Below are 16441 nucleotides of genomic sequence, written 5' to 3' on the forward strand. Positions count from 1 at the left end.
ACGAGACAACCTAGTTATGACACTGCTGGCCAATCATCCCGAGCGCAACATCATCCGCGTTCAGCTCAAACAAAATTTGGTCCTCAAGGAGATGCGCGACAGCGAGATGGCGGCTTTGGAGCCTTACCTCACCATCGTCAATTGCCAGAAAGGCGATTTGCTGCTGAACCAGGGCGTGCACGAGATGGAGCAGTACTTCATCCTGGACGGCATCCTCAAGCGCGTGGTGACCAACCAGGAAGCCAAGGAAATGATTTTGCGCTTCGCCGCCGAACGCGATATAGAGACCAGCTACGCGGCCTGGCGCCTGAAAACGCCGACGCCGTACAGCATCGTGTGCGTGACCAAGGCGCGCGTGGCCAAGCTGGCCCTGCCCCAATGGGCGGCCTTCCTGGAAAGCCATAGCCAGATCAAGCAAGTGTTCGAATATGAAGTCATGCGCCTGATGAGCGAGATCATGGGCCACACCATCACCCTGCATCTGCTGGACGCGCCGGGCCGGGTGCACCGCTTCATCCGCAAACACCCCGAACTGTTCGATCGGCTGCCGAAAAAGGAGCTGGCCTCGTACCTGAATTTGTCGCCGGAAACCCTGAGCCGCTTGAAAAACCAGGGCAAAATCTGACAGTTAAAATTGACCTAGGTCAAGAATCCTGAAATTAGAAATATGGGGAAAAGCGGTGTTCCCCATAGACATTATTTGTGCGGTGAATAACCGATATGGCAAACGCGAATTGGTAGCACCGGAGGGTGCTGCCTATACTCGAATCCATAGACAGCTGCCACACAAATTTCTTTTAACTTTCAGGAGCTTAGCCATGACCACGATCACCAACCAAACCACCCGCGCCACCAAGACCGCCCCGGTCGAGCCGTTCAGCCTGATGGGCATCATTTCCTTCATCTTCGCCCTGGAGCTGCGCGAAAAGCTGGATGCCGACACCGGCGGCGACAAGTCGGACGCCGCTTACCACTACGGCCTGTAATTCGCTGTATGCAGGCGGGCCGGCACTGCGGTGGCAGTGCCGGCCCTTTTCATTTGCCTTTCCCTTACGCTTGTGGCGTGCAGTTCAGGCTACCCTTCAGGCCACCTTCAGCAGCCGCACCTGGCTGCTTTGATCGGCCATGGTGCGGGTCAGCAGCTTGACCAGGGCGTACACGCTGTCGATGCGCGGGGTGGGCGTGTCGGTAAAGCGTCCCAGCTCCACCACCGAGCCCACCAGCGCGTCGATTTCCGAGTCGCGTCCGGCTTCGACGTCGAGCAGCATGGACGTCTTGTGCTTGCCCACCTTCTCGGCGCCGGCGATGCGCTTGTCCAGCGTCACCCGGAACTCGATGCCCAGCTTGTTGGCCACGGCCTGGGCTTCGCGCATCATCCCCGCCGCCAGCTCCCGGGTCTGCGGGAACTGGCAGATATCGACCAGCGTGGCGTGGGTCAGCGCGCTGATCGGGTTGAAGCTGAGGTTGCCCCACAGCTTGAGCCAGATCTCGGCGCGGATATTGTCCAGCACCGGGGCCTTGAGGCCAGCCTTGGTAAAGACGGCCGAAATGGCTTGCACCCGCTCGCTGGTGGAACCATCGAGCTCGCCCAGCGGGAAGCGTTCGCCCTCGATATGGCGGATCACGCCGGGCGCTTCCAGTTCCGCCGCCGGGTAAACCACGCAGCCTATCACGCGTTCCGGCGGGATCAGCTTGACCAGCTCCCCGGTCGGGTCCACGCTGTCCAGGCCGCGCCCTTCCAGGCTGCCGCCATGGCGGTGGAAATACCAGTACGGGATACCGTTCTGCATCGTGACCACGCTGGTATGCGGTCCGAACAGGGCCGGCAGCTGCTGGGCCACGGAATCGACCTGGTGCGCCTTCAACGCCAGGATCACCAGGTCTTGCGGACCGGCTTCCTGGTAGTTGTCGGTGGCCGCCACGTTGGTGGCCACGTGTTCGGCGCCCTCATGGTCGATCAGCTTGATGCCATTCTGGCGGATGGCGCGCAGGTTAGCGCCCCGTACCATGAAGGTGACATCCTCCCCCGCCAGCGCCAGCTTGGCGCCGACATACCCTCCTATTGCTCCTGCTCCTATCACTGCTATCTTCATCGCAACACCCCATTGGCTTAGTCAAACCGGTTGGTGAGCTTTCCGATGCCATCAATTTCCACTTCGATGGTGCTGCCACGCCGCATCGAGCCTACGCCGACGGACGTACCGCACAGGAGTATGTCGCCGGGGTAGAGCGTCATGTCCTGCGAGATCAGGCTGACCAGCCTGGGAACGGAAAAGACCATGTCATTGATCGGGTAATCCTGGCGCACCTCGTTGTTGAGGATGGTGCGCACCACCAGCATGGCCGGGTCCAGGCCGGTCGCAATGACCGGGCCGAACGGGCAGAAGGTGTCGAAGCCCTTGGCGCGCACCCACTGCGGGAAGGTGGGGTCGCGCTTGATGATGTCGTTGACGGTGACGTCGTTGGCGCAGGTGTAGCCGAACACGTGGTCCATGGCGTCTTCCTCGGACACGGCGGCGCAGGTGCGGCCGATCACAATGCCCAGTTCGCCTTCGAACGCCACTTTCGGGTCACCCTTGGGCTGGCGTATGGTGCCGCCCGGGGCCAGGAAGGAATTCGGGGTTTTCATCAGGTACAGCGGTTCCGGCGGCGGTTCCAGGCCCAGTTTCTTGCCCAGGGCGTGGAAGTTGTTCCACATGGCCAGCACCTTGCCCGGCACCACCGGGGTCAGCAGCGTCACTTCGGACAGCTGCATGCTGATGTTGGTGGGTTCGGGGTCGTCAAACATGTCGCCCTTGTAGACCCGTATCTTGTCGCCCTCGATAGTGCCGAAGCGAATCATGTCGAGGTGCTGGAAACGCAGCCAACGTCGTATCATTTTATTCTCTCGTGGGAAGGGGTGCGCCGGGGCCGCTGGCCACCGGCGCGGATCAGACCAGGCGCTTAGTTCGCCATGCGGGCGGCCGTTGCGGCTGCGCCCAGTTCCTGCGTGTCATGCGCCGGGGCGGGAGCCACGGCATTGTCCATGAAGCGTTTGCGCATGGGTTTCAGCACGAACCAGGCCATGATGGCGGCCGCTGCGTTCAGGCCGAAGCCGACGAAGAACACGGCTTCCCAGCTGCCGGTGGCGGTGGTGATGATGCTGGAAATCGGCACGAAGATGGATGCCGTGCCCTTGGCCGTGTACAGCAGGCCGGCGTTGCCTGCGGCATTCTTGGTGCCGAAGGTATCGGCCGCCGTGGCCGGGAACAGGCTGTAGATCTCGCCCCAGGCAAAGAACACCAGGCCGGTCAGGATCACGAACATGATCGGGTCGCGGCCCCAGTAGTACAGCGCCAGGATGCCGACCGATTCGAGGGCGAAGGCGATGAACATGGTCTGTTCGCGGCCGATCTGGTCCGACACCCAGCCAAAGAAGGGACGGGTCAGGCCGTTCAGCACGCGGTCGATGGCCAGGGCGAAGGTCAGGGCCGGCAGCACCATGCCCATCACGTTGAAGTGCACGCCGTCGATCTTGAAGTCCTTGGCGATCGGGCCCATTTGCGCGGTGGCCATCAGGCCGCCGGCGGCCACCAGCACGAACATCAGGTACATGACCCAGAACACCGGCTTGCGCACGATTTGCGACGGACCGTAGTCGACCCGGGCCTGCTGCACCTTGGCCGCGTTGGCGGATTTGGCCGGCGGGGTGACCATCAGCAGCGCCAGCAGCATGACGATGGCGCCCTGGCCGATACCGAAGTACAGGAAGGTGGCTTCATAGCCGCTTTTCTCGATCATCATGGAGATCGGGATGATGGTGGCCGCCGACCCCGCGCCGAAGCCGGCCGCCGTCAGGCCCGCCGCCAGGCCGCGCCGGTCGGGGAACCATTTCAGGGCCGAACCCACGCAGGTGCCGTACACGGCGCCGGCGCCGATGCCGCTGATGGCCGCCGCGATGTACAGCATGGTGAGGGAGTCGGCAAAGGAGTTCATGACCCAGCCGAGGGCGCACAGCAGGCCGCCGAACAGCACAACCGGCTTGGGACCGAATTTATCGACGGCCCAGCCTTCGATGGGGACCAGCCAGGTTTCGGTCAGCACAAAGATGGTGAAGGCGACCTGGATCGCCGCCTTGGTCCAGCCGTGCTTGTCCGCGATGGGGTTGACGAACAAGGTCCAGCCGTACTGCAGGTTGGCGATCATGGCCATGCAGATGATGCCCATGACCAGTTGCAGCCAGCGATTAGCTTTTGGGCGGGCTGCCGTTGCTAGTGAGTCCTCATGCTTCATTTTGGTATCTCCATAGTATTTTTTATGTTGCGCGTTTTCTCGGCGCTCCACTTCGCATGGTTGACGTCATGCTAACTGGAATGCACTGGAAACAAAACAATTTCGGCTCACGACTTATGCTGCACAGCCAGAACTCCGAAGGGGCGGCGTGTACTCTTTTGAAATACTCCGACGATCTGATTGTGGAAGAAGCGATTTCCGACTTCCTTGACCCCGGTTAAGAATTCCAATCTGGTTTTGCTTAAACGATGCCTTATACCCCGACCTGGGTCTGACGCAATTCGGCCCAGTTGATGTAGGCCTTGGGGTTGCAGCCTTCGGCCGTCATGTTGTCGTAGCAGCGCGCCTTGGCGGCATGGATGGCATCCACCAGGAAGTCCACGTCATAGGCCTTGAGCAGGTGCGGCTGGTGCGCCTGCAGGTACTGCTTCAGGCAAGCGCGTTCGCCTTCGTTGCACTGCACAGTCTGGTAAGTGCGGGTGTCCCAATAAAAGGACAGTCCGAGTTCCTGGAAGGCGGCGTTGTAGGCGTTGCGGTGCACGTCGGCGTCGTCGGCGAGGTGGTGGAACATGGCGTTCTCCTTGGTTGGCTGATGGTCATACAAACCATGTTAAGGATAAAAAACTATTAGCGACACTTAAAGTTTTTATGCATAATGATTCAGGATCATTTATGTACCCATCACCACCATGAAAAACGCCACCTTGCGCCAGTTGAAAGTATTCGAAGCCGTTGCCCGCCACCTGAGCTACTCGCGCGCCGCGCAGGAGCTGCACCTGACGCAGCCGGCCGTCTCCACCCAGATCCGCACCCTGGAAAGCCATGTAGGGCTGGAACTGTTCGAACAGCTGGGCAAGAAGGTTTACCTGACGCCGGGGGGCGCCGAGTTGCTGTACCACAGCCGCGCCATCATCCGCCAGTTCCAGGACGCCGAGGCCGGCCTGACGCAGTTCCGCGGCATCTCGGGCGGCAAACTGAATGTGGCCGTGATCAGCGCCGGCGATTACTTCTTCCCCCGGCTGCTGGTGGAATTCGCGCGCCGCCATCCCGGCGTCAAGCTCAACCTTACGGTGCACAACCGTAGCGAGCTGTTGGGCCAGCTGGAAAACAACCTGACGGACCTGGCCGTGATGGTGCGCCCGCCGGCCGAAATCGAAGGCGAGCATGCGGCCTTCGCGCCCCACCCCTACGTGATCGTGGCGGCGCCGGACCACCCGCTGGCAGGCCGGCGCGGCATACCGCTGGACGAGATCGTGCGCGAGCCGTTTGTCTCGCGCGAACGCGGCTCGGACACCTGGAACTCGATGGAAGACGGCTTTCGCGAGCACCTCAAGAACCTGAACATCGCCATGGAGATCCGCAGCACGGAAACCATCAAGCAGGCGGTGATTGCCGGCATGGGCGTGGCCTTCCTGTCGGCCCACACCATCAGCCTGGAATTGAAGACCGGCAGCCTGGTGGTGCTGGACGTGCAAGGCTTCCCCGTGATGCTGAACTGGTACATCGTACAGCGCAAGAACAAGCGCCTGCCGCCCGTGGCGCTGGCCTTCAAGAAATTCCTGCTGGCCGACGGCGCCGCCCTCATCGACCAGTACCTGACAAGCGTCTATCCCGGTGGTGTCAGATCTGCCATTGGTACATGAGCCTGCCTGCGCGAAGCTACCCCGCTGGTGTCTACCCCGCTGGTGTCAGATCTGCCATTGGTACATGAGCCTGCCTGCGCGAAGCGGCCTCATGTACTATTGGCAGATCTGACACCAGGGGTGACACCAGGGGTGGACACCAGGGGTGGACACCAAAGGGGCAGCGCGCAGGAGCCCACAAGGACTCACGCCATCAAGGCGCGCAGGTGGGCCTGGGCGCCGCCGGCCAGGCCTTGCATGCTGTAGCCGCCTTCGAGGATGGAGACCACCCTGCCCTGCGCACTGTCGGCGGCAATGGCGGCCAACTCTTGCGTGATCCAGTGGAAGTCGTCATCGAGCAGGTTCAGCCCGGCCAGCGGATCGTCGGCATGGGCGTCGAAGCCGGCCGAGATGATCAGCAGCTGCGGCGCCCACGCGCGCAGCGCCGGCAGCATCTCGGCTGCGATGCGGCTGCGGAAGGTGGCCGAATCGCAGCCCGGCGGCAGCGGCACGTTGACGATGTTGTTGTAGTTGCCGTGCTCGCTGCGCAGCCCCGTGCCCGGATACAGCGGCGACTGGTGGCTGGACGCATAGAACAGCTGCGGCACCGCCTCGAACGCGGCCTGGGTGCCATTGCCGTGATGGACGTCGAAATCCACCACCGCCACCCGCTCCAGCCCATGCTTGTCCGCGGCGTAGGCCGCCGCGATGGCCGCCTGGTTGAAGATGCAGAAACCCATGGCGCGGTCCGGCTCCGCATGGTGGCCGCAGGGGCGCGTGGCGCAGAACACGTTCGCCGCCTCGCCCGCCATCACGTCGTCGACCGCCGCGCAGGCCGCGCCCACGCAGCGCATCACGGCGTTCCACGAGCCGGGCGACATCAGCGTGTCGCCGCCATCGAGCGCCACCAGGCCGGAGGATGGCGCGGCGCGTGCAATCGCCTCCACGAACAGCGGATCGTGCACCAGCTCGACCTGGCTGCGCGTGCCCATGGGCGCCTGGGCCCATTCCAGCGCCGCGAATTCCGGCGCCTTGAGCGCTTCCAGCACGGCCGCCAGCCGGCGCGGCGATTCGGGGTGGCCGCTGCCCGGCTGGTGGTCGTAGCAATCCTCGTGGGTATAGACGCGTGTGGTCATGCGCACTCCTTTCATCTCGACAGGGCCGGCGCCATCCACGGCCGCAGCCAGCCCAGGCTGTCCAGCGTGGCCGCCACCGGCTCGTAGTTGCAGCCCACCCAGCCGTCATAACCGAGGCGGTCCAGCAGCTCCAGCAGGTAGCGGTAATTGATCTCGCCGCTGCCCGGTTCGCTGCAGCCCGGGCTGTCTGCCAGCTGCACGTGGCGCAGCCAGGGCAAGGCGGCCGTGATGGTGGCGGCCAGTTCGCCTTCCATGCGCTGCATCTGATAGATATCGTATTGCAGGAACAGGTTGTCCGAACCGGTGTCGCGTATCAGGTCCAGGGCCTGGCGCGTGCCGGTCAGGAAGAAGCCCGGAGTATCGGCCGTGTTGTGCGGCGCCACCAGCAGCGCGATGCCGTGCGGCTTGAGCCGCGCGGCGGCCGTGCGCAGATTGCCCACCAGGGTGGCGCGCGCCTGCTCGGGCGGCACCCCAGGGGGCAGCCGGCCCGCCATGCAGCACAGTTGCCTGACACCGAGCGCCCGCGCATACTGGATGGCCTCATCCACGCCGTAGCGGAACTCGCTCACCCGGTCCGGATGGCAGGCGATGCCGCGCTCGCCCCCCACCCAGTCGCCGGCCGGCAGGCAGAACTGCACCAGGCGCAGCCCCTGGCTGCACAGCTGGTGCGCGATCTGCTCCACCGGCCACGAATAGGGGAACAGGAATTCGACGGCGTCGAAGCCGGCGTTGGCCGCCGCCTCGAAGCGGTCGAGGAAAGGCTGTTCCCGGAACAGCGTGCCCAGGTTGGCCGCGAACCTAGGCATGGCTGGGCTCCCCGCAGGAGCGCCGCATCAGATCACCCGTTCGGCGCGCAGCGCAGCGATCTGCTCGGCGCCGTAGCCTATCTCGCGCAGCACTTCGTCGGTGTGTTCGCCCAGCAGCGGCGAACGGGTCACCTCGGTCACGCTGTCGGACAGCTTGATCGGATTGCCCACCGTGAGGTATTTGCCGCGTTCGGGATGGTCGACCTCGACAATGGTGCCGCTGGCACGCAGCGACGGCTCTTCGGCTATCTCCTTCATCGACAGGATGGGGCCGCAGGGAATATCGTATTTGTTGAGGATGTCCATCACCTCGAACTTGGTGCGGGTGCGGGTCCACTCCTCCACCGTGGCGAAGATTTCCATCAGGCGCGGCAGGCGCGCGCGCGGGGTGGCGTAGTCGGCGTGCTCCACCCATTCCTCCTTGCCGATCACCTTGCAGATGGAGCCCCACACGGCGGCCTGGGCGATGAAGTAGATGTAGGCATTGGGATCTTTTTCCCAGCCCTTGCACTTGAGTATCCAGCCCGGCTGGCCGCCGCCGGAGGCATTGCCGGCGCGCGGCACCGAGTCGCCGAAGTCGCCGTTGGGGTATTGCGGGTATTCCTCCATCACGCCGTTGCGCTCCAGGCGCTGCTGGTCGCGCAGCTTGACCCGGCACAGGTTGAGCACGGCGTCCTGCATGGCGGTGTCGACCTTTTGCCCGCGCCCGGTCTGGTTGCGCTGGTACAGGGCGGTGACGATGCCCAGCGCCAGGTGCAGGCCGCTGCCGCTGTCGCCGATCTGGGCCCCGGTCACCATGGGAGGGCCATCCTGGAAACCGGTGGTGGCGGCCGAGCCGCCAGCGCACTGGGCCACGTTTTCATACACCTTGCAATGCTGGTAGGGTCCCGGGCCGAAGCCCTTGACCGAGGCGACGATCATGCGCGGATTGAGCTCCTGGATGCGGGCCCAGCTGAAACCCATGCGGTCCAGCGCGCCGGGGGCGAAGTTCTCCACCAGCACGTCGCAATCCTTGATCAGGGTTTCCAGCACTTCCTTGCCCAGGGGCTTCTTGGTGTCCAGGGTGATGGACCGCTTGTTATGGTTCAGCATGGTGAAATACAGGCTGTCCACGCCGGGGATGTCGCGCAGCTGGCCGCGGGTGGCGTCGCCTTCGCCCGACTTCTCAACCTTGATGACGTCGGCGCCGAACCAGGCCAGCAGCTGGGTGCAGGTCGGTCCTGACTGGACGTGCGTGAAGTCGAGGATGCGAACCCCCTCCAAAGCTTTGCTCATGATAGGTAGTCTCCAGATTGTTTTAAGCTCGGCGCCCTGTTGGGACGCCACCTTGTGTGTTGCGATACCGGTGCCAGGCGCGCCGCTCGTCGGCGCAGCTCTCTCTTGCCCCCATCATAGCCAGCGGCTTCCGGAATGCTCATTGACCCCGGTCAAGATTCACTGGATGACAAGTTGGCATGGATTTCAGCCAAATTGACTTTGGTCAAGGGAAATTGTGCTCCGCTTGGCTAGGATCGGCAACCATGCGTCCAAAATAATGAGGAGACCATGCGCGCCATCGAAATCACCCAGTTTGGCGGACCGGACGTGCTGCAGCTGTGCGAACGTCCCCGCCCCTCCCTGTCGCCGACCCAGGTCCTGATCAAGGTGCACGCGGCCGGCATCAACCGCCCCGATTTGCTGCAGCGCGCCGGCCAATACCCGGTGCCGCCCGGCGCCTCCGACCTGCCCGGGCTGGAAGTGGCCGGCGAGATCGTGGCCGGAAATGTCGGCGAATCCGGCTTCCACATCGGCGACCAGGTGTGCGCCCTGGTCCAGGGCGGCGGCTACGCCCAGTACTGCCCGGCCGAAGTGTCGCTATGCCTGCCCATCCCCAGGGGACTGAGCACGCTGGAGGCGGCCACCCTGCCGGAAACCTTCTTCACCGTGTGGAGCAATGTGTTCGACCGCGCCCACCTGGCCCAGGGCGAAAGCCTGCTGGTGCAGGGCGGCTCGTCCGGCATCGGCGTGACGGCCATACAGCTGGCGGCGGCGCTGGGCCACCGCGTGTTCGCCACCGCCGGCAGCGACGAGAAATGCCGCGCCTGCGTGGAACTGGGCGCCGAGCGCGCCATCAACTACAAGACCGAGGATTTCGTCGAGGTGGTCAAGGACGCCACCCATGGCAAGGGAATGGACGTGATCCTGGACATGGTGGGCGGCGACTACGTGCCGCGCGAGATCAGCTGCCTGGCCGACGACGGCCGGCTGGTGTTCATCGCCCTGCTGGGCGGCGGCAAGTCGCAAATCAGCCTAGGCCAGATCCTGCTGCGGCGCCTGACCGTGACCGGCTCCACCCTGCGTCCGCGCCCCGTGGCGTTCAAGGCCGCCATCGCGCGCCAGCTGCGGGAAAAAGTATGGCCGCTGATCGAGGAAGGCCTCATCAAGCCGGTGATCTACCGTAGCTATGCGCTGGAACAGGCGGCCGAGGCGCATGCGCTGATGGAGACCAGCGCCCACGTGGGCAAGGTGGTGCTGAAGGTGGCATAGTATTACCCGATGGGGCCCAGCTGTCGGACTGGTATCCCTCCCTCGCACAGGTCCTTCATTCCCTTGCTGGCCGTAACGGGAGCCTGGCTGCAGTGGCCGGCCATCGCGCTGATGATTGCCGCCTCGGCCGGCAGCCCGGTGACGTCCCTAGCCTAAAGTCCCAAGGTGTCCTTGAGCGGGTCCACGCGCATAGGCGACCCCGCTGGGCCTTGCACGGACGCCCACAGGCCTCCTGGCGCCGGCTGCTTCCCGCTGGATGCGGCCAGGACTTCCTGGCGCCTGCTTTCCAGGCGGTCCAGCAATTGCCGCGCGTCGTCGTCCCATCCCTGGCGCTGGTAATAGGCAGCGATGCGGCGGGCCAGATCGTAGGGGTTATAGAATTCCAGGCCCACGCCTAAGCCGCAGAACGGCGCGCTACCGTCGTACGGCAGCCTGGCCAGCAATTCGGCCAGGAGATGCCTGGCCTGCTCATGTCGTCCCAGCCCTATCAGCGCGGCGGCGCGGTAGGCCGCCATTTCCGGCTCTTCCTCCCGATCCGGTACGCGCACCGCATCCAGATAGTCCAGCGCCAGAGGATAATCGTGCATGCTGAGCGCCAGTTTGGCGGCCTCCGCCTGGAGCAGGCGCTGCTGGTCGGCCCGGTCACGGGTGACCGTTGACAATAGCTCGAAGGCGATGGCGTAAAACCGCTTTGCATCCTCCAGGTCGCCAGTGGAATACGCTATCTTGCCCAGGAAGATGTAACTGAAGAGGCGGTCGCTGTGCTCGCGTTCCGTCCGGGGCGGGGGCGCGGCGGCCAAGCCTTCGGCCAGGGGCAGCCAGCACTTGGGTTGCGTCTGCTCGATGCAGCTCGGCTCAGCGGCAGACGCCGGCCCGGCCTGCAGCAAGCCGCAGACGGACAGCAGCAGGACCAGTACGATATGCTTGTTCATGGAGACCTCACTGCGCCGCCCGGCGGACCAGGACTTGGCCCTTGGCGGCACCGGCGCGCGCACCGTGCCCCACCTCGAAAGGCTCAACCCAGCTTGCCATAACGCTCCTGCAGCAGCAGCTTGTAGGAAGCGGGCTGGGATTTTTCCAGCTTATCGAGCGCCTCGTTGGCCGCCTCCAGCCGGGATTTTTGCTGCTTATCCTTGATAGCCTTGATCTCGTCCATCACTGCGGCCAGGCGCTTGACGCAGTCTTCCGGCGCTTGTTCTTTCCTGGCCAACGCCAGCACGATTTCGTTCAGAACACCCAGCTGGCGGCCATAGCTGGCCACTTCCGACACCACTTTTTCCTCCACCGCCGCGTCGCCGGCAAAATTGAAGGTGTAGGCGGGGGAAAACCAGGGGTTGGTGAAGCTCTGGCTCACGTCTCCTGAAAACGGCCAGTTGGGGAATATACCGGTAGGCATGGATAACTCCACAGGACAGGGGTTAGGCGGCGGCGAGATGCCGGCTTATTGTGGCATACATCTGTTCGATATCGATCGGCTTGCCGATAAAATCATCCATGCCGGCCGCGCGGCATTCTTCCTGCTCGGTCGGCATCACGCCGGCGCTCATGGCGATAATGGGCAGGCGCAGGCCCAGCTCCTGGCGTATCAAACGCGTGGCCGCGTAGCCGTCCATGACCGGCATCTGCACATCCATCAGCACGACGTCGTAGTCGCTGCCCGCCGCCCGCAGGCGGTCCACGGCGGCCTGGCCATTGTCGGCCACGTCCACCTGCATGCCGGCGTGCTCCAGGATGCCGCGCGCCACATTCTGGTTGATTGGATTGTCCTCGACCAGCAGCAAGCGGCCTTTCAGTGCCTGCGGCGCCGCGGGCTGGACAGGCGCTCCGCCCTCGGGCGGTGTGCGCCTGGCCATGCTGTCCTGCACCGCGTCAAACAGCCTGGACGCCGTCACCGGCTTGATGAGGAACATATCCTCGGCCCAGGCGCTTCCCTTCTGCATCAGCTCCCCGCGCGCGTGGGCGCTCATCATGCCCAGCACCAGCAGCTTGTCCTGGGCCGTGCACAAGGCGCCGGCGGTGGCGTGGCCATCCATGCCCGGCAGCTGCCAGTCCAGCAGCACGATGTCGTAGGGCTGGCCGTCGGCCCGGGCGGCGTGCAGCGCCTGCTGCGCCCCCTGCTCCGTGCCGACAGCGTCGGCCTTCCAGCCCCAGGCGCGTATCGTCATGCCCAAATAATCGCGGCTGGTCTGGTTATCGTCCACCACCAGCACCCGCAGCGTATCCCCGGTACGCATGGGCTGCGGCAGCCATTTCATCGGCAGCGTGAAGCGGAATGCACTGCCCTGCCCTGGCGTGCTGCTCACCGTGATGGCGCCTCCCATCAGTTCGATATAGCCCTTGGAGATCACCAGCCCCAGGCCGGTGCCGCCGTAGCGGCGGGTAGTGGATGCGTCGGCCTGGGTGAAAGGCGAGAACAGGCGCGCCAGTTGCTCCTCGCTCATGCCGATCCCGGAGTCGCGCACCTCGAACACCAGGGTGGCGGTATCGCCCTCGCGCCGTTCGCAGCCGATCAGCACCGAGACCTCACCGCGCTCGGTGAATTTGATGGCGTTGCCGGTCAGGTTGACCAGGATTTGCTGCAGGCGCTGGGCGTCGCCTTCCAGGCGGTGCGGCACATAGGGTTCCACGCCTATGCACAATTCCAGCTCCTTGTCGCCCGCGTTCACGCCCATGATGGAGGCCAGGCCGTGCAGCACCTGGTCCAGGGCGAACGGCGCGGCGCGCACCTCGGCCTTCCCGGCCGCCATCTTGGAGTAATCGAGGATGTCATTCAAGATGGCCAGCAGCGACTGGCCGGAGCTGCGCAGCATGTCCAGGTAGCGCTGCTGTTCGCCCGACAGCCCCGATGTACCCAGCAGGTGCGCCATGCCCAGCACGGCGTTCATGGGCGTGCGCAGTTCGTGGCTCATGTTGGCGACGAAGATATCCTTGGCGGCGTTGGCCTGGCGCAGCGCCAGGGCGCTGGCCTCTGCCTTGTCACGCGCCCTGGCCAGCTGGGTGTTGGCAGATTGCAATTGCAGGGTGCGGTCCTCGATCAGGCTTTCCAGGTGGTCGCGGTGGTTGCGCAATTCGCCCTCCACGCGCAGCAGCGTGAGTACCGCCTCGCGCTCTTCCTCGAAGGTCGGCTCGGCCGCTACCGAGGCCACGCTGCGCTCCGTGCCCAGCGCCACTGCGGCTGCCGACAGCGCGCCCACCGAGCGGCCGATGCGGCGCGCCAGATACCAGGCCATGGTGAAGCCCAGCGCGAACAGCATGCCCACGAACATGCTGATCCACTGGATGGAGGACAGCACGGCCGTCAGCACGGTGCTGCGCGGCACGCCGATCACCACCGCCCAGTTGGAAGCGGGCGAACGGCTGAACATGGAATACACCGGTATGCCCTCCAGTGTGGTCGCCTCGATCACGTCCTCCTGCCTGAGCGGCAAACGCTCCAGCAGCGAGGGCGAGGCAGGATGGCCTACATACTTTTGCGCATCGTGGGTGCGCGACACGATGATGCCCTTGCTGTCCAGGATGGCGACACGGCGGTTTTCCGGCAGCCCCTGCTCGCGCAGCACCTGGCCCAGCCGCTCGGGCAGGAAGGCCACCGACAGGCAATACACCACTTTCCCGTCGCGCAGCACCGGCACGTGCACGGCCACCAGCGGGCGCTTGAGCGCGCCGCCGATGAACACGTCGGAGATCACGGGGCGGCCGGTATCGAACACGCGCCGGATACGCTCATGGCTGCCCGGATCGTTGATGGTGGGGCCGAACGGCCGCAAGGTGTTCAGGATCTGCACGGATTCAGCGGTGCTGAGCACGAAGTTCGATCCCGGAAACCCGGGGCTGATGGCGTTTTGCGCCTCGCGGTAGAAGGCGGCGTAATCCTCACGGTCCAGGCTGGGCGATTGCGCCAGCGCGGTGGCCACCGTGATGCCGGTTTGCAGGTCGCGCTCGACCGCGTGCAGCAGGGCGCGCGCGGTGATCAGGGAGGCAGCCTGGATCTGGGTCCGCTCGCGGTCATAGAAGTGCCAGGTCAGCAGTCCGACCGCCAGCAGCGCCGGCAGCGCACAGGCCAGTACCAGCGCGTACAAACGGCGCCGTATCGAGGGGAGCGAACGCTGGGCGTGTACGTCCAAGACTGTCTTTCAGGGCATGGTAGTCCGGACATTCTACTCTGCAAGATATCTCCCGGCCACCGGCCGCCCATGCTAGATTATCCGCTTGACATTAACGCAGGGAACAGCCATGGACGCCGGACAGATCGTGCAGCAGCTGGAGCAACTCGGACAGGCGGCTTACAAGCAGACCTTGATGAAGCACGGTGTGCTGGATCCCGTCTACGGGGTCAAGATAGAAGCGCTTAAGGACTTCCAAAAAGCAATCAAGAAGGACTATCAAATGGCGTTGGACTTGTACGACACCGGCATCTACGACGCCATGTACCTGGCCGGCCTGATCGCCGACGACCAAGCCATGAGCAAGGACGACTTGCGCCATTGGGCGGCCAGCGCCAGGTCTGCACCGATCAGCCTGTACACGGTGCCGTGGGTGGCGGCCCAGGGACTGCATGGCCGCGAGTTGGCGCTCGAGTGGATAGAGTCGGACCGGCCCGGCATCGCCATGGCCGGCTGGGCCACGCTCAGCGGGCTGGTGGCGCTGACCGACGATGCCGGCCTGGACCTGGCCGAACTGCGGGCCTTGATGCAGCGCGTGCGCGGCGCCATCGCCACCCAGCCGGCGGCGCTCGCCTCGGCCATGAGCGGCTTCGTGGCTGCGGTAGGCGGCTATGTGCCGCCGCTGACCCAGGCCGCGCTGGATATCAGCACAGGCATCCAGCAGCTGGCATCCGTGCCCGCCACGCTGGAGAAAATGCAGAAGCGCGGCGCGATAGGCAAGAAGCGCAAGACGGTGAAATGCTGAGTTCCATCAGTGACCCGAGCTGGCGGGCTGGCAACCGGGCGGCGCAGAGGCCAAAACCGGTGTGGCCGGCGTGGTGGACAACCAGTCCGTCACGTTCTCCACCAGCGCCCGCGCCCACATCGGCTGATCATGTCCAGATGGATAACTGGCCAGCGTTGCAACGCCGCCGCGCTGTACGATGGCCGCAGCCACGCATCCGGCATTGAACAGGAAGCCGCGTTCCAGCAGCCCGGCAGTGAAATAAAAGCGTGCCGCAGGCTTGCCTTCCGGATTAAGCGCAGGACGCAGGCCAGGCGACATGGCAAACGCCACACCAAACAGCTCGGCGTGGCGCAGCGCCATGGAGGCGGTCCACACACCGCCATTCGAGGCTCCGCCTATGGCCCGCAGACGCGTCTCGGGCGGGGCGCCGTAGCGGGCCTCCACCGCCGGTATCACCGTCTGCACCCAGAAGCGCTCGTGCGCCAGGAAAGCGTCGGACTCGCCGCCGGGCGGGGCCAGATAAGCGGCCTTGCGGCTCTCGTTGGCCTCGGCGTCCGCAGCGGCATAATCGACACCCACCACGATCACAGGCGGAACCTTGCCTTGCGCGATCAGATCGGTCAGCAGCGAACCGGCGCTGGTGTAGCCGCCATCAGCCAGGTACACGATGGGATAGCGCTTTCCTTGCTTGTAGCCGGGCGGCAGCCAGGCCCGCGCCTCGATCTTCGAACCGTCAAAGCGGATCGGCTCCGGCGCGACGGCGCTCTCCGGCAGGATAGCAGGCGCACCCGGCGCCGCCGCCTCCAGCAGGACCGGCCGCTGCATCTTGCCCTCCGCTTTGACGCTGAAGACCAGCCGCAGCCTGGTCTGCTGCGCCTGCGGGAACTGGATCACCAGTTGACGTACATCCTCTGCGACCAGCGGCATCGGCTTCACCAGTCCGGTAATCTGCCCGCTGATGCGCACCTCGTCCGCCTTGCCTACCCATGAAATCACCATGCGGTCGCCATCGAAGCTGGCGGCGCCCCCGGCCGTGGGCAGTTTGGCGCGCTCCGGCGGCGCTGTCGTCAGCAGGCAGGGATCCGGGTCGTCCGGCCCGGTACAGGCATTAAAGACGCTGGGATGGGCTTGCGCGGCCACGCAGGCCAGGGACAGCGTGATGGTTGCGGCGATGGTACGGTGCATGCAA

General features: G+C 64.6%; 16 protein-coding genes. 5 read left to right on the forward strand and 11 right to left on the reverse strand.

What is annotated here, in order from left to right; all coding sequences use genetic code 11:
• Nucleotides 1-16: 16 nt before the first annotated feature.
• Nucleotides 17-625: a Crp/Fnr family transcriptional regulator gene (locus ACLB1G_RS00665; protein ID WP_491625244.1), complete on the forward strand. Its 609-nt coding sequence runs from the start codon at nt 17-19 to the stop codon at nt 623-625.
• Between the two features lie 193 nt (nt 626-818).
• Entirely contained in the window at nt 819-986 is a 168-nt protein-coding gene (locus tag ACLB1G_RS00670; protein ID WP_491625245.1) for a hypothetical protein, read from the forward strand.
• Between the two features lie 96 nt (nt 987-1082).
• Here the strand turns inward: ACLB1G_RS00670 and ACLB1G_RS00675 are convergent, their stop codons facing one another.
• The 4 genes from ACLB1G_RS00675 to ACLB1G_RS00690 all read right to left on the reverse strand — a co-directional run bounded on the left by ACLB1G_RS00675 (nt 1083) and on the right by ACLB1G_RS00690 (nt 4843).
• On the reverse strand, nt 1083-2093 hold the full coding sequence (locus ACLB1G_RS00675) for a 2-dehydropantoate 2-reductase (RefSeq protein ID WP_491625246.1): 1011 nt from the start codon (nt 2091-2093) through the stop codon (nt 1083-1085).
• A 17-nt stretch (nt 2094-2110) separates the two neighbouring features.
• Nucleotides 2111-2878, reverse strand: a complete 768-nt coding sequence (locus ACLB1G_RS00680; RefSeq protein WP_491625247.1) for a fumarylacetoacetate hydrolase family protein — start codon at nt 2876-2878, stop codon at nt 2111-2113.
• A gap of 65 nt (nt 2879-2943) precedes the next feature.
• The gene (gene oxlT / locus ACLB1G_RS00685) at nt 2944-4272 is read right to left on the reverse strand and encodes an oxalate/formate MFS antiporter (RefSeq protein WP_491625248.1); all 1329 of its coding nucleotides are present in this window, start codon (nt 4270-4272) and stop codon (nt 2944-2946) included.
• Nucleotides 4273-4525: 253 nt separating this feature from the next.
• The gene (locus ACLB1G_RS00690; protein ID WP_491625249.1) at nt 4526-4843 is read right to left on the reverse strand and encodes an HAD family hydrolase; all 318 of its coding nucleotides are present in this window, start codon (nt 4841-4843) and stop codon (nt 4526-4528) included.
• A gap of 118 nt (nt 4844-4961) precedes the next feature.
• Here ACLB1G_RS00690 and ACLB1G_RS00695 point away from each other — a divergent pair, with 118 nt between their 5' ends.
• A complete protein-coding gene (locus ACLB1G_RS00695; RefSeq protein ID WP_491625250.1) occupies nt 4962-5915 on the forward strand; it encodes a LysR family transcriptional regulator in 954 nt (317 codons plus the stop codon).
• Between the two features lie 185 nt (nt 5916-6100).
• On the opposite strand, the gene ACLB1G_RS00700 is transcribed toward ACLB1G_RS00695, so the two are convergent.
• The 3 genes from ACLB1G_RS00700 to frc are packed head-to-tail and all read right to left on the reverse strand — an operon-like array spanning nt 6101 to nt 9111.
• Nucleotides 6101-7030: a histone deacetylase family protein gene (locus ACLB1G_RS00700; protein WP_491625251.1), complete on the reverse strand. Its 930-nt coding sequence runs from the start codon at nt 7028-7030 to the stop codon at nt 6101-6103.
• Between the two features lie 11 nt (nt 7031-7041).
• Nucleotides 7042-7836: a hydroxypyruvate isomerase family protein gene (locus ACLB1G_RS00705; protein WP_491625252.1), complete on the reverse strand. Its 795-nt coding sequence runs from the start codon at nt 7834-7836 to the stop codon at nt 7042-7044.
• Between the two features lie 27 nt (nt 7837-7863).
• Nucleotides 7864-9111 carry a formyl-CoA transferase gene (gene frc / locus ACLB1G_RS00710; RefSeq protein ID WP_491625253.1) on the reverse strand — a complete coding sequence of 416 codons (1248 nt, stop codon included), beginning with the start codon at nt 9109-9111 and terminating at the stop codon, nt 7864-7866.
• Nucleotides 9112-9381: 270 nt separating this feature from the next.
• Here frc and ACLB1G_RS00715 point away from each other — a divergent pair, with 270 nt between their 5' ends.
• Nucleotides 9382-10362 carry an NAD(P)H-quinone oxidoreductase gene (locus ACLB1G_RS00715; RefSeq protein ID WP_491625254.1) on the forward strand — a complete coding sequence of 327 codons (981 nt, stop codon included), beginning with the start codon at nt 9382-9384 and terminating at the stop codon, nt 10360-10362.
• Between the two features lie 152 nt (nt 10363-10514).
• Here ACLB1G_RS00715 and ACLB1G_RS00720 read toward each other — a convergent pair whose 3' ends face one another.
• The 3 genes from ACLB1G_RS00720 to ACLB1G_RS00730 form a co-directional block, all read right to left on the reverse strand.
• Complete coding sequence (locus ACLB1G_RS00720) at nt 10515-11294, reverse strand: hypothetical protein (protein WP_491625255.1); 780 nt, start codon at nt 11292-11294, stop codon at nt 10515-10517.
• An 83-nt stretch (nt 11295-11377) separates the two neighbouring features.
• Complete coding sequence (locus ACLB1G_RS00725) at nt 11378-11758, reverse strand: hypothetical protein (RefSeq protein WP_491625256.1); 381 nt, start codon at nt 11756-11758, stop codon at nt 11378-11380.
• Nucleotides 11759-11780: 22 nt separating this feature from the next.
• Nucleotides 11781-14486 carry a hybrid sensor histidine kinase/response regulator gene (locus ACLB1G_RS00730; protein ID WP_491625257.1) on the reverse strand — a complete coding sequence of 902 codons (2706 nt, stop codon included), beginning with the start codon at nt 14484-14486 and terminating at the stop codon, nt 11781-11783.
• Nucleotides 14487-14595: 109 nt separating this feature from the next.
• Between ACLB1G_RS00730 and ACLB1G_RS00735 the strand changes: the two genes are divergently transcribed.
• Nucleotides 14596-15270, forward strand: coding sequence for a DNA alkylation repair protein (locus tag ACLB1G_RS00735; RefSeq protein WP_491625258.1), 675 nt, complete (start codon nt 14596-14598; stop codon nt 15268-15270).
• Between the two features lie 6 nt (nt 15271-15276).
• Here the strand turns inward: ACLB1G_RS00735 and ACLB1G_RS00740 are convergent, their stop codons facing one another.
• On the reverse strand, nt 15277-16437 hold the full coding sequence (locus ACLB1G_RS00740) for an alpha/beta hydrolase (protein WP_491625259.1): 1161 nt from the start codon (nt 16435-16437) through the stop codon (nt 15277-15279).
• Nucleotides 16438-16441 lie beyond the last annotated feature (4 nt).

The sequence above is a fragment of the Duganella kummerowiae genome, from assembly GCF_053572355.1.

Bases quoted from the DNA above. Each gene is read 5' to 3' on its own strand.
- ACLB1G_RS00720 (WP_491625255.1), bottom strand. From the start codon at position 11,294: ATGAACAAGCATATCGTACTGGTCCTGCTGCTGTCCGTCTGCGGCTTG.
- ACLB1G_RS00675 (WP_491625246.1), bottom strand. From the start codon at position 2,093: ATGAAGATAGCAGTGATAGGAGCAGGAGCAATAGGAGGGTATGTCGGC.
- ACLB1G_RS00690 (WP_491625249.1), bottom strand. From the start codon at position 4,843: ATGTTCCACCACCTCGCCGACGACGCCGACGTGCACCGCAACGCCTAC.
- ACLB1G_RS00680 (WP_491625247.1), bottom strand. From the start codon at position 2,878: ATGATACGACGTTGGCTGCGTTTCCAGCACCTCGACATGATTCGCTTC.
- ACLB1G_RS00725 (WP_491625256.1), bottom strand. From the start codon at position 11,758: ATGCCTACCGGTATATTCCCCAACTGGCCGTTTTCAGGAGACGTGAGC.
- ACLB1G_RS00705 (WP_491625252.1), bottom strand. From the start codon at position 7,836: ATGCCTAGGTTCGCGGCCAACCTGGGCACGCTGTTCCGGGAACAGCCT.
- ACLB1G_RS00665 (WP_491625244.1), top strand. From the start codon at position 17: ATGACACTGCTGGCCAATCATCCCGAGCGCAACATCATCCGCGTTCAG.
- ACLB1G_RS00695 (WP_491625250.1), top strand. From the start codon at position 4,962: ATGAAAAACGCCACCTTGCGCCAGTTGAAAGTATTCGAAGCCGTTGCC.
- ACLB1G_RS00715 (WP_491625254.1), top strand. From the start codon at position 9,382: ATGCGCGCCATCGAAATCACCCAGTTTGGCGGACCGGACGTGCTGCAG.
- frc (WP_491625253.1), bottom strand. From the start codon at position 9,111: ATGAGCAAAGCTTTGGAGGGGGTTCGCATCCTCGACTTCACGCACGTC.
- ACLB1G_RS00735 (WP_491625258.1), top strand. From the start codon at position 14,596: ATGGACGCCGGACAGATCGTGCAGCAGCTGGAGCAACTCGGACAGGCG.
- ACLB1G_RS00700 (WP_491625251.1), bottom strand. From the start codon at position 7,030: ATGACCACACGCGTCTATACCCACGAGGATTGCTACGACCACCAGCCG.
- ACLB1G_RS00670 (WP_491625245.1), top strand. From the start codon at position 819: ATGACCACGATCACCAACCAAACCACCCGCGCCACCAAGACCGCCCCG.
- ACLB1G_RS00740 (WP_491625259.1), bottom strand. From the start codon at position 16,437: ATGCACCGTACCATCGCCGCAACCATCACGCTGTCCCTGGCCTGCGTG.
- oxlT (WP_491625248.1), bottom strand. From the start codon at position 4,272: ATGAAGCATGAGGACTCACTAGCAACGGCAGCCCGCCCAAAAGCTAAT.